Source organism: Vibrio sp. TRT 1302 (assembly GCF_050113875.1).
In the GTDB taxonomy this organism is placed as follows: domain Bacteria; phylum Pseudomonadota; class Gammaproteobacteria; order Enterobacterales; family Vibrionaceae; genus Vibrio.
Map to the genome: position 1 here is coordinate 55,297 of NZ_JBNJOF010000013.1, position 12,317 is coordinate 67,613.

Genomic DNA, 12,317 nt, shown 5'->3' on the forward strand with positions numbered 1-12,317 from the left:
CTTAATTTTGCTCGTATTGTCCGTTAACAACCGTCGCTTGGACGTTGAAGTCACGGTCAAAAACAGTCAGGTTGGCAATCATACCTTTTTTCACAAGGCCAAGTTTGTCTGCCATACCGATTGCTTTTGCAGGATACAGAGTAGCCATACGCAGTGCTTCGTCCAGAGCGATACCGACGTGCTCAACAGTATTTTGTACTGCTTCAATCATAGTGAGTGCTGAGCCGCCTAGTGTGCCATTTTCATCAACACACTTACCATCTCGGTAATATACTTTCTTACCAACAAAAATAAAGTAATCCATGTCAGCGCCTGCAGGAGCTGTGGCATCGGTCACTAATACTAATTTTTCGCCCTTAATTTTGTGAGCGATTCGAATGTTTGCATAGTCGACATGGAAACCATCAGCAATGATACCTGCATAGACATCTGGCGTGTCGTAAATGGCACCGACGACACCTGGTTCACGACCAACCATAGGTGTCATCGCGTTGAATAGGTGTGTTGCGAAGGTAATACCTGCATCAAACCCGCGGCGTGCTTCAGCATACGTCGCATTGGTATGACCGATAGACACGACAATACCTGCTTGTTTAAGGCGCTCGATATGAGCCAAGTCGTTGTGTTCCGGCGCTAACGTGACTTTTGCAATGACGTCTGCGTTGTCACACATGAAGTCAATCATGTTGTTATCTGAAGGGCGAATGTAGTCGACGCTATGAATCCCTTTCTTCATGACGTTAAGGTACGGTCCTTCAAGATGCAGACCTAGAGACTGGTTCTGGTATTTAGCGTGGTATTCACGCGCTGCAGCAACCGCTTGACGCATATCTTCGTCAGAAGAGGTGATAAGTGTCGGGAGGAAGCTTGTACAGCCTGACTTTAGGTTAGCTTGATGCATGATTTGCATTGTTTCAGCAGTGATTTCGTCATTGAGCATCACACCGCCGCAGCCGTTTAACTGTAGATCAATAAAACCTGGGCTGACATTAGCACCATTAAGGTCGCGAGTTTCGATACCTTGAGGAAGCTCAGAAACAGGGCATACCGAATCAATAACATCGTTGTTAATGATTACAGCATGGTCAACGAGCACATCGCTGCCAGTATAGATTTTACAGTTAGTTAGCGCATACATAGTTAGCTAATCCTTATAGGTTAGATTCTTAATACTTTTAGGTGTCTAATTGAGCCCTTCTCGTCACAAGGTGGCACTTTATTCGTACGCTTCAATTAGATCGCAAAATATCTTTAGCAAACGGACAATTGGGTCTTCTAAATCACGTCAGTCACCGTGGTCGATGCTGGTGGAACATACGTGTCATATTGGCTCGATAAATGTAGGCGATGCCTTATATAACAGTAATCGTAGCTCTTATCTATAATGTAAGAATACCGCGAATATCGGGTAATGAATGCTATTTTTTTGGATTGTAAAATAAGTTTTATGATCTCGCTAGCAAAAACCTTGGATATTGGCTGTTTCTGGTGATTATGATCACAAATGATGAGGTTTTAATTTGCGGAGCAAAATTAATGTCATAAACTGAGCAGGACTAAATTGAGCGACTAAAAAAAGTGGCTCAGCCAAAAACAAAATCCTATAGGGGGAACTTAAGGTGAATATTCTTGGATATGCGCAAAAGTTAGGTAAAGCTCTTATGCTTCCTATCGCAACGCTTCCAGTTGCGGCGCTCTTACTACGTTTAGGTCAAGGCGACCTACTAGATATTCCATTCATGGCGCAAGCGGGTGGAGCAATCTTCAGTCAATTACCACTTCTATTTGGTCTTGGTATCGCAATTGGTCTATCTAAAGATGGTCAAGGCGCTGCTGGCCTAGCTGGTGCGGTTGCATACTTCGTGCTAACAGCAACAGCAACAACAATTAATGCTGACATCAACATGTCATTCTTCGGTGGTATCATCGGCGGTATCATTGCGGGTCACTCATACAACGCTTTCCATGCAACCCGTCTTCCTGAGTGGTTGGCATTCTTCTCTGGTAAACGTCTAGTACCTATCATGGCAGGTCTATTCGCTCTAGTTGCAGGTGCAATCGCAGGTGTTGTATGGCCAAGCATTCAAGGTGGTCTTGACGCTCTTGCTCACGCAGTTTCAACTTCTGGCGCAATTGGTCAGTTCGTTTACGGTACTCTTAACCGTGCGCTAATCCCTGTAGGTCTTCACCACGTTCTTAACTCATACTTCTGGTTCGGTATGGGTACGTGTCAAGAAGTTCTAGTTACTGGTGCTCAAGCTGCTGGTCAGGCTCTACCTGCACTACAACAGCTTTGTGTAGACCCAGCTCTAGCTAAGACTCTTGTTGCTGGTCAAACTCACACATTTGAATTTGCTAACGCTGTAACTCCAGAAATCACTGCAACTGTTAAAGAAGTAACTGAAACAGTTAAATCTGGTGACCTACACCGTTACTTCGGTGGCGACAAAGCTGCTGGCGTATTCATGAACGGCTTCTTCCCTGTAATGATGTTCGGTCTACCAGGTGCAGCTCTAGCTATGTACTTCGCAGCTCCAGCTGAAAAACGTAGCCAAGTTGGTGGTGCACTATTCTCAGTAGGTTTCTGTTCATTCCTAACTGGTATCACAGAGCCACTAGAATTCATGTTCGTGTTCCTAGCTCCAGCTCTATACGCAATGCACGCTGTATTCACTGGTCTATCTCTAGTTGTTGCTAACATGTTTGGTACGCTACACGGCTTTGGTTTCTCTGCTGGTCTAATCGACTTCGTACTGAACTGGGGTCTAGCAACTAAACCGTTCACTCTACTGCTAATCGGTCTAGGCTTCGGTGCTCTATACTTCTTCACTTTCACGTTCGCTATCCGCGCATTCAACCTGAAATCTCCAGGTCGTGAAGATGACGACGAAGAAGCATCAGCTGCTCCAGCAGGCGACGCTAAAAACGGCGACCTAGCGCGTCAATACCTAAAAGCTCTAGGTGGTCATGACAACCTAACTTCAATCGACGCTTGTATCACTCGTCTACGTCTTACTCTAAAAGACCGCTCTGTAGCTGACGAAGTTGTACTTAAGAAGCTTGGTGCTAAAGGTGTTGTGAAACTAGGTGAGAACAACCTTCAAGTTATCCTTGGTCCTCTAGCTGAAATCGTTGCTGGCGAAATGAAAGCAATCGGTGCTAACGAAGACCTATCTGATGTAAAACTTCCATAATAACCTCTGGTTAATTGGTAAGTGACGAAAGCCTCCTTAGGGAGGCTTTCTTGCGTTTGGAGCGAAACAAAACGGATTCGCTGAAAAGCTAACCAGCTTTTGACTGTTATCAATATAAAAGAGGGATTATTTGCGAATAAAGCTTCGGTTGTAGTTGTGTATTGATTAAGAATTGTGGATCATTAGTCGTTATATGCTTTGAACATGCTCACGCTTGTTCGAAGATCAATTTCTCTGACAATACTACAACAATTGAGGTGCTATAGATGAGTGAAGCTGAAGCTCGTCCATCGAATTTCATTCGCCAGATCATCGATAAAGATTTAGCGGATGGTACACACACAAGCGTGCATACTCGTTTCCCGCCAGAGCCAAATGGCTATCTGCATATCGGTCACGCTAAGTCAATTTGCTTGAACTTCGGTATTGCTCAGGACTATCAGGGTAAATGTAACCTTCGTTTTGATGATACAAACCCAGAAAAAGAAGACGTTGAATACGTTGAGTCAATTAAGAATGATGTGAGCTGGTTAGGCTTCGAGTGGGATGGTGAAGTATGTTATTCATCAGACTATTTCGACAAGCTTTACGGCTACGCAGTGGAATTAATTAACAAAGGCTTAGCGTACGTTGAAGAGCTAAGTCCTGAGCAGATCCGCGAGTACCGTGGCACACTTACTCAACCAGGTAAGCCAAGCCCGTACCGTGACCGTACTCCTGAAGAAAACTTAGCGCTATTTGAGAAAATGCGTGACGGCGGTTTCGAGGAAGGTAAGGCGTGTCTACGTGCTAAGATTGACCTAGCGTCTTCTTTCATCGTACTGCGCGATCCAGTGCTTTACCGTGTTCGCTTTGCTGAACATCACCAAACAGGCAATAAATGGTGCATTTACCCAATGTACGATTTCACGCACTGTATTTCTGATGCGTTAGAAGGCATTACACACTCAATCTGTACGTTAGAGTTCCAAGACAACCGCCGTCTGTATGACTGGGTTCTTGAGAACATCACGATTGATTGCCAGCCTCGTCAGTACGAGTTCAGCCGTCTGAATCTTGAATACACAGTAATGTCTAAGCGTAAGCTGAACCAACTAGTCACAGAGAAATTAGTTGATGGTTGGGATGACCCGCGTATGCCGACAATTTCAGGTCTACGTCGTCGTGGCTTCACGCCTGCTTCAATCCGTGAGTTCTGTAAACGTATCGGTGTGACAAAGCAAGAAAACATGATCGAAATGGGCTCACTAGAGTCTTGTATTCGTGATGATCTCAATGAGAACGCACCACGCGCGATGGCGGTGCTAGATCCTGTTAAGATTGTTATCGAAAACTTCGAGGAAGGTAACGTTGAGTCACTGACTGTCGCAAACCATCCAAACAAACCTGAAATGGGTGAGCGTGAAGTGCCATTTACTCGTGAACTTTGGATTGAACGTGAAGACTTCCGTGAAGAAGGTAACAAGAAGTACAAGCGTCTAGTTCTTGGTAAAGAAGTTCGCTTGCGCGGTGCTTACGTGATCAAAGCGGAACGCGTAGAGAAAGATTCAGAAGGTAACATCACAACTATCTTCTGTACTTACGACAATGAAACGCTAGGTAAGAACCCTGCGGATGGTCGTAAAGTGAAAGGTGTTATTCACTGGGTATCAGCAGATAAAGGCCTACCAGCTGAAATTCGTCTGTATGATCGTCTGTTTACAGTGCCAAACCCAGCAGCAGCAGATAACTTTGCTGAGACAATTAACCCAGACTCATTGGTAAAACTAAACGGCTTTGTTGAGCCTAGCCTAGCGGATGCAGAGGCTGAGAAAGGTTACCAGTTTGAGCGTATGGGTTACTTCTGCGCTGATGCTAAAGAGTCTAAAGCCGATGCGTTGGTCTTCAACCGTACCGTTGGTTTACGTGATACTTGGGCGAAGATCGAAGCTCAGTAATCACAACCAAAGTGACGACAAATGCCAGTCTTGAGACTGGCATTTTTTTCGCTTCAGAGATGAGCACGATGGCTGTTAAAAAAGCACCCTCGGGTGCTTTTTTATTATTTAGCTTTGTGCGCGTCTGGATTGCCTTTGCACGTACCATCACCGCACTTACCGTACAAGTATAGGCTGTGGTTGGTCAGCGTCACGTTGTATTTGGCAGCAATTTCCTTCTGACGCTCTTCAATTACGTCGTCAGAAAATTCGATAACCTCACCGCAATCAAGACACACTAAGTGGTCGTGATGGTGCTGTGTAGACAGCTCAAACACAGATTTACCACCTTCGAAGTGGTGGCGAGTTACGATACCTGCATCATCAAATTGGTTTAATACGCGGTAAACGGTAGCTAGACCGATCTCTTCCCCTAGATCAATCAGCTTCTTATATAAATCTTCAGCGCTAATATGTTGGCAGTCTGGCTGCTGTAGGACTTCTAAAATCTTAAGTCTAGGAAGGGTTACCTTTAGACCAGCATCCTTGAGCGCTTGGTTATTGTCTGACATATACTTTCCTGTTGATGATCTGCAGTAATTAACAGAATTCAATATTCCTATCATTATAGGGTAGTAAACATCAACAATAAACCACGAACTTCAAGGGGTTACTAGTATTTTTCTATAAACTAGTGCAAAGTCACTGATAAAGGACATCCGACCAGTTACAATCAGTTAACAATTCGCAATTAGACACAGTTAGGGAAGAACAATGAATAAGTCTTTGGCGAAAATCTATAAGCCAGGTGTGGTTAAATTTGCTCTCAACTCATGGCCTCCGTTTTGGGGGGCTGGAATTAAAATCCTATCGATCAGTGATGACTTTCGTGAAGTTAAAATGAAATTGAAGCTGCGTTGGTGGAACAAAAATGCCAACAGAACCCAATATGGTGGCAGTATTTTTTCTTTGACCGATCCAACTTACTCTCTGATGTTGATGGGGATTCTGGGTGAACGGTATTACGTTTGGGATAAGGAAGCCAGCATCAACTTCATTAAGCCCGGCCAGAGTGACCTGTTTGCCGAATTTCGTGTGACAGACGATCAATTGCAAAGCATTCTGTCGCAGACGGCGGAAGGTGAGAAATGTTTCCCCGAGTTTGTTATCTATGTCAAAGATAAACAGGGCAATATTGTTTCTGAAGTGCAGCGTAAGCTATACGTGAGGAAGAAACCCCAATTCAGGGATGAGGGTGAACAACAGACAGCATAAAAAAACCTCCCACTGGGAGGTTTTTAACAACTTCAATTGCGATTAGTCTTCTAGCTCTGCTAAGCACATCTCTTCGTGGATTTGCTTACACCAGTTGATGACGCGCTGTTCAGTCAGTTCAGGTTGACGATCTTCGTCAATACATAGACCAACGAATAGGCTGTCGTCGCCTTCGACTAGACCTTTTGATGCTTCGAATTCGTAGCCTTCAGTAGAAGTATGGCCAAGGATAGTACCGCCTTTCGCTTCAACGATGTCACGTACTGTACCCATTGCATCACAGAAGTACTCTGCGTAGTCTTCCTGATCACCACAACCAAAGATTGCAACTAGCTTAGTTGAGAAATCAATTTGCTCTAGCTCTGGGAAGAAGTCATCCCAGTCACATTGCGCTTCGCCGTAGTACCATGTTGGGATACCAAGAAGAAGAAGGTCGAAGTTATCGATGTCTTCTTTGCTACTTTTAGCAATATCTTGAACATGAACCAGTTGTTTACCTAGTTGCTTTTGAATCATCTTTGCAACAGCTTCAGTGTTACCTGTGTCGCTACCAAAGAAGATGCCTACACTTGCCATAGATTCGTTACCTTTAACTATTATCTGTTGTGACCCGACTTAATCAGCCTAGACCACCACCTTCCCAACTTAGCTGGATAATGCCTTTAGCAATAAACCCAGCACAGCCAAGAAATAGGACTAACCATACAATGCGACGACCGAAAGGGGGAACATTACCCGCTTTTAAGACATCTTTTATCGCCATACCAATCAAGAAAAAGATAGACGCGAAAAGTAGATCGAGACCAATAGACTCGAGCATATTCATGTAGTCGTAAAGCATGGAATCCCTTTGTGCCAAATTACTTGCGCCGCACTATACCACTGTTGCTCACTAAAGTTAACGGTCAGAGCACAACTGACCTCTCATTCTGTTTTAAGCAATAAATTTACGTATTGCACGCAGCACTTCAGCTGGCTTTTCTGCATGAAGCCAGTGACCAGTATTAGCGATCACATGAGCTTTTGCGTGACGAAATTGCTTTTGGACGAGTGGCTGATGTTCACCAGTGAGGTAATCTGAATCTCCGCCTTTAATAAAGAGGGTCGGAGTGTCAATAGATTCGATAGGTTGCCAGCCGAGTATTTCCGTATAGTTAGCCAATAAGCTCTCTACATTGAAACGCCACGCGAGATGAGTGCCGTTGTTGTACAAAGATTTACCAAGAAATTGTCGCACGCCTTCGAGTTCAATATGTTGTGCGAGAATATCGAGAGCTTGCTTGCGGTTAGTTGGCTTTTCCGCAATAACTGCTTGTAATCCTTGGAAAACATTGTCGTGACGGTTTTGCGTGTATTTCACTGGTGCCATGTCTAAAACAATCAGTTTTTCGACACGATCTCCTGCCATTTCAGCTACCTTCATGGCCACTTTTCCACCCATAGAATGACCAATAAGAGTGTAGGACTCCAACTCCAGTGATGTCAGTAATTGGTAGACATCCTCCGCCATGAGTGGATAGCTGTGCTCTTCGCTCTGAAACGATTGACCATGGTTTCTTAGATCGACACTAATCACTTGATGATCTTGGCGCAAATCTCGAGCCAATAGCCCAAGGTTGTCTAAATTACCAAACAAACCGTGGATCAAAACTATGGTGTGACCCTCACCTTCGACTTTGTAGTTGAGCAGATGTGACATTTTATTTTATTCGTTACCGGTTAACCGTAGAGTCTCTTTAAAGATCTCGCTATAATCCCCCAGAGTTTAAACATAGAGATTGTGAAAAGCGAATGAAAACAATTGAGGTTGATGAGGATCTATACCGTTACATCGCAAGTCAAACCCAGCATATTGGCGAGAGTGCTTCGGATATCTTACGCCGTCTATTGATGACGGATGCACAGAGTTCGGTAGCAAGCCAACCGCAGGTAGCGACGCAACCAAAGGGTGTAGTGGTTAGCAAAGATGCAATTAAAGAAGAGACAGTAGACAGTGTAAAAGAGATGCGTTCTCTGCTTATTTCCGATGAGTTTGCTGGTCTTAAAAAAGCGATTGATCGCTTCATGCTTGTTTTATCGACGCTGCATCACATTAATCCAAATGGTTTCTCTGAAGCAACGCAAGTGAAAGGCCGCAAGCGAGTTTACTTTGCGGATAACGAGCAGACCCTACTTGCCAATGGCAATACGACTAAGCCAAAAGCGATTCCAGGTTCACCTTTCTGGGTTATTACCAATAATAATACCAGTCGCAAAAGACAGATGGTTGAGCAACTCATGGCGCGAATGAGTTTCCCATCAGATCTCATCGAGAAAGTGACAAACTCGATTTAAAAATCAAAAATATCTGATTCAAACCTCATAATGCGTTATATAGTTCACGTATTATGAGGTTTTTTTATTTCTCTGTATTTTAAGAAAGGATGTCAAAATGGCGATGCACCCACGAGCGGGACAAAAAGCTCAGCAGCAAGATCTACACAATATTCCAGCCTTAGTTTCAAATTACTTCCTTCTCCAACCTAATCCTTCAAACCCAGCACACAAAGTTGAATTTGGTACTTCTGGTCATCGCGGTACGGCGGACAAAGTGACCTTTAACGAGCACCATATCCTGGCGATTGCTCAAGCCGTTGCTGAAGTACGTGCTGAAAAAGGAACGACAGGACCACTTTTTGTGGGTAAAGATACTCACGCACTTTCTGAACCTGCGTTTTCGACTGTGGTAGAAGTGCTCGTAGCCAATGGTGTGCAAGTGATTGTGCAGGAAAATAATGGCTATACTCCGACACCGGGTGTTTCTCATGCAATCCTGACGCACAATTTAGTAAACCAAGATAAAGCCGATGGTATCGTTATTACTCCTTCCCACAACCCACCACAAGATGGCGGCATTAAGTACAACCCGACACATGGCGGTCCTGCCGAAGGTGAGTTGACTCAGGCTATCCAAGATCGTGCGAATGCACTGATTGCTGAGGGGCTTCAAGGCGTGAAACGCATGCCGTTAGCAGAAGCAAAAGCGTCTGAGCTATTCATTCAAAAAGATCTTGTGAAACCATACATCGATGACTTAGTGAATGTGATCGATATGGAAGCGATTCAAAAATCGAATCTTAAAATTGGTGTCGATCCATTAGGGGGCAGTGGTATCGATTACTGGCGTCAGATCGCAACAGCGTACAACCTAGATTTAACCTTGGTTAGTGAAGCGATTGATCCTTCGTTCCAGTTCATGTCTCTAGACAAAGATGGCGTGGTACGTATGGACTGCTCTTCGCCTTACGCGATGGCTGGCCTATTAGCACTTAAAGATGAATATGACTTAGCGTTTGGTAATGACCCAGATTACGACCGCCACGGCATTGTTACGCCTAAAGGCCTGATGAATCCGAATCACTTCCTAGCGGTGTGTATCGATTACCTATACCGTCATCGTGAAGGTTGGGGTAAAGATGTCGCGGTAGGCAAGACGCTAGTATCAAGTGCCTTGATTGACCGAGTTGTCGCGGACTTAGGTCGCGAACTCTGTGAAGTACCAGTGGGCTTTAAGTGGTTTGTGGATGGTCTATATGAAGGCAAGTTTGGCTTTGGTGGTGAAGAGAGTGCAGGGGCGTCTTTCTTACGTAAGGACGGTACGCCTTGGTCAACCGACAAAGATGGCATTATTTTATGTCTGCTAGCGGCTGAAATTACTGCAGTAACTGGCAAAAATCCTCAGCAATACTACGAAGAACTTGCAGCTAAGCACGGTACTTCTGAATACAATCGTATTCAGGCAGTGGCGAATGGCCCTCAAAAAGAAGTACTGAAGAAGCTTTCAGCCGAAATGGTGACGGCAGAGACTTTAGCGGGTGACGCTATTACAGCTCGTCTCACTCATGCTCCGGGCAATGGCGCAGCGATTGGCGGTCTTAAAGTGACAACTGAAAACGGCTGGTTTGCAGCGCGTCCGTCAGGTACTGAAGATATTTACAAAATCTATTGCGAGAGTTTTAAAGGTGCAGAACACCTGAAACAGATCGAAGCTGAAGCGCAAGAAATTGTAAACCAAGTCTTTAAAGAAGCTGGGCTTTAAGGCACCGGCGCTTCTCTAAGAGATTCGGGCGAAAGCTACAGACGATAGCTAGTGATTATGAGCTAATTGTCTAAGTGATAAAGAGAAGGGTTGACCTATTTGGTCAGCCCTTTTTGCTTTTTTACCCCTTCGGCCAACTATCCGGCACAACAAACCAAAACTGTCCTTCTTTACTCTGTGCATGCACAAAGCGTCCGTTCGGTTTATCTATAGGGGGGTCAAATGCATCCGTCCCCGTCGCCCACTGTGGTTTTTCAAGTGGGTAGAGTGGCTCTCCAATCTGCTCCCACTGACTTTGATAACACCAATAGCCACTAATCTGGCTGTGATTCAATCGATAGCCTAAACACCGTTGAGGAACCTCTTCAGGGGAAAAAGGATTGATATAAAGTCGACCTTGCAGGAGTAAATGCTCTGACAGATCTTCATACTGAGGGTACTGCGTTAAGAATTCAGGACGAGAGCTCATCTTGAGTTGGTGAGATAACATTCTACCGAGTTTGATATCGAGTTGGTCGTGAGCATTCGGCCCATACCATGTACCTTGGTGTAATAGGTAGAACTTTATGGCGACTTCCCAATGCTCTAATCGGCGCTCGACAGTATTGTTTAAAATGAGATCAATGGCACCAAGTGTCTGACCTGACGGGTGATTGACCTGAATCTCTTCGGCTTCTAACTGATAGTGACCACTGTGCGTGAGTAGCTCTGTACATAAATATTGATAGAGAAAACCGAGTCTAGGATTGCCATGGTACTCACTCGCGTTCAGTGGGGGAGGTATCAAGTGTTCAAGGCTCTCGAAAGGGGCTTTTAATTCGAATAGTGAAGGCGCGGCCGCTATCCAGTGATAGAAACGATCGAGTTGGCTCATCCTAAGACCTGACAATTTGGGTTTGGCACTATTGTAACGAGCTGCTGGTATCGTTGCTATGGTTGGAATACACTTTGATGCAACTAAGTAAACAGTCATCGATCGGACAAGAGAATGAACAACTTAAAACTAGAAAAGATTCTGAATGAGAAGCTGTCTCCGCAGTTGATCAAGGACTATGCGCCAAACGGGCTCCAAATTGAAGGCAAAGAGACCATTCAGAAAGTCGTGACTGGCGTAACCGCTTCACAGGCATTGATTGATAAAGCGATCGAACTCAATGCGGATGCAATTATTGTCCATCACGGTTATTTCTGGAAAGGCGAACCTGAACCGATTCGTGGCATGAAAGGGAAACGCATTCGTAGTTTGATAAAAAATGATATCAACCTACTGGGTTACCATCTGCCTTTAGATATTCACCCTGAGTTAGGTAACAACGCAGAACTTGCACGCTTGCTCGACATTCAGGTCGAAGGGGGAATGGAAGGACATGAACAATCTGTCGCAATGTTTGGTCGCCTAAACTCGCCTATGTCTGGTGGTGAATTCGCCCATAAAATTAATAAAGTGCTTAATCGCCAACCTCTGCACATCGCGCCTGAAGATGAAAGTAAACTCATTGAGACCATCGGCTGGTGTACCGGTGGTGGTCAGGACTACATTGAATTGGCAGTTCGTCTCGGTCTTGATGCGTTTATTTCAGGTGAAATATCTGAACGCACAACCTACACGGCTCGTGAAATGGGAGTTCACTACTTTGCTGCCGGTCACCATGCGACTGAACGTTACGGGATCAAAGCTCTGGGTGAATGGTTGGCAGCGGAGCACGGATTAGATGTGACGTTTATCGACATCGACAATCCAGTCTAGGATAAGGATGGGCTGTGCCCTTCGTGAGTCGGGGCTTATTGTAAGGTGATGATACCTGCCGTAAGGCGTTGATGGAACGCCTCTTTAATTCCCCATCATTATCTCGA

12 protein-coding genes are annotated in these 12,317 nt (G+C 44.8%); 6 read left to right on the forward strand and 6 right to left on the reverse strand.

The genetic code is table 11. From position 1 onward, the window contains the following. Nucleotide 1 precedes the first annotated feature (1 nt). A complete protein-coding gene (gene nagA, locus ACQEXP_RS14790; RefSeq protein WP_426970682.1) occupies nucleotides 2-1,138 on the reverse strand; it encodes an N-acetylglucosamine-6-phosphate deacetylase in 1,137 nt (378 codons plus the stop codon). Nucleotides 1,139-1,619: 481 nt separating this feature from the next. Here nagA and nagE point away from each other — a divergent pair, with 481 nt between their 5' ends. Next, entirely contained in the window at nucleotides 1,620-3,194 is a 1,575-nt protein-coding gene (gene nagE, locus ACQEXP_RS14795) for an N-acetylglucosamine-specific PTS transporter subunit IIBC (RefSeq protein WP_269378191.1), read from the forward strand. Between the two features lie 266 nt (nucleotides 3,195-3,460). Beyond that, the gene (glnS, locus tag ACQEXP_RS14800; protein ID WP_426970685.1) at nucleotides 3,461-5,131 is read left to right on the forward strand and encodes a glutamine--tRNA ligase; all 1,671 of its coding nucleotides are present in this window, start codon (nucleotides 3,461-3,463) and stop codon (nucleotides 5,129-5,131) included. A 104-nt stretch (nucleotides 5,132-5,235) separates the two neighbouring features. Here glnS and fcrX read toward each other — a convergent pair whose 3' ends face one another. Further along, complete coding sequence (fcrX, locus tag ACQEXP_RS14805) at nucleotides 5,236-5,682, reverse strand: ferric iron uptake transcriptional regulator FcrX (protein ID WP_269378193.1); 447 nt, start codon at nucleotides 5,680-5,682, stop codon at nucleotides 5,236-5,238. Nucleotides 5,683-5,884: 202 nt separating this feature from the next. On the opposite strand from fcrX, the gene ACQEXP_RS14810 reads away from it, so the two are divergent. Continuing rightward, nucleotides 5,885-6,385 carry a DUF4442 domain-containing protein gene (locus ACQEXP_RS14810; RefSeq protein ID WP_138971778.1) on the forward strand — a complete coding sequence of 167 codons (501 nt, stop codon included), beginning with the start codon at nucleotides 5,885-5,887 and terminating at the stop codon, nucleotides 6,383-6,385. A 42-nt stretch (nucleotides 6,386-6,427) separates the two neighbouring features. On the opposite strand, the gene fldA is transcribed toward ACQEXP_RS14810, so the two are convergent. The 3 genes from fldA to ACQEXP_RS14825 all read right to left on the reverse strand — a co-directional run bounded on the left by fldA (nucleotide 6,428) and on the right by ACQEXP_RS14825 (nucleotide 8,084). After that, entirely contained in the window at nucleotides 6,428-6,961 is a 534-nt protein-coding gene (fldA, locus tag ACQEXP_RS14815; protein WP_138971779.1) for a flavodoxin FldA, read from the reverse strand. 43 nt (nucleotides 6,962-7,004) lie between these two features. After that, on the reverse strand, nucleotides 7,005-7,226 hold the full coding sequence (locus tag ACQEXP_RS14820) for a DUF2788 domain-containing protein (RefSeq protein ID WP_053440537.1): 222 nt from the start codon (nucleotides 7,224-7,226) through the stop codon (nucleotides 7,005-7,007). Between the two features lie 93 nt (nucleotides 7,227-7,319). Then, entirely contained in the window at nucleotides 7,320-8,084 is a 765-nt protein-coding gene (locus tag ACQEXP_RS14825) for an alpha/beta fold hydrolase (protein ID WP_426970688.1), read from the reverse strand. A gap of 92 nt (nucleotides 8,085-8,176) precedes the next feature. Here ACQEXP_RS14825 and seqA point away from each other — a divergent pair, with 92 nt between their 5' ends. Both seqA and pgm read left to right on the forward strand, forming a co-directional pair. Next, nucleotides 8,177-8,719: a replication initiation negative regulator SeqA gene (gene seqA / locus ACQEXP_RS14830; protein WP_426970689.1), complete on the forward strand. Its 543-nt coding sequence runs from the start codon at nucleotides 8,177-8,179 to the stop codon at nucleotides 8,717-8,719. Between the two features lie 97 nt (nucleotides 8,720-8,816). After that, nucleotides 8,817-10,463: a phosphoglucomutase (alpha-D-glucose-1,6-bisphosphate-dependent) gene (gene pgm / locus ACQEXP_RS14835; RefSeq protein ID WP_426970691.1), complete on the forward strand. Its 1,647-nt coding sequence runs from the start codon at nucleotides 8,817-8,819 to the stop codon at nucleotides 10,461-10,463. A 121-nt stretch (nucleotides 10,464-10,584) separates the two neighbouring features. Here the strand turns inward: pgm and ACQEXP_RS14840 are convergent, their stop codons facing one another. After that, nucleotides 10,585-11,337, reverse strand: a complete 753-nt coding sequence (locus ACQEXP_RS14840; protein WP_426970693.1) for a DUF1853 family protein — start codon at nucleotides 11,335-11,337, stop codon at nucleotides 10,585-10,587. Between the two features lie 114 nt (nucleotides 11,338-11,451). Between ACQEXP_RS14840 and ACQEXP_RS14845 the strand changes: the two genes are divergently transcribed. Next, nucleotides 11,452-12,210, forward strand: a complete 759-nt coding sequence (locus ACQEXP_RS14845; protein ID WP_269378198.1) for a Nif3-like dinuclear metal center hexameric protein — start codon at nucleotides 11,452-11,454, stop codon at nucleotides 12,208-12,210. The last annotated feature ends 107 nt before the right edge of the window (nucleotides 12,211-12,317 follow it).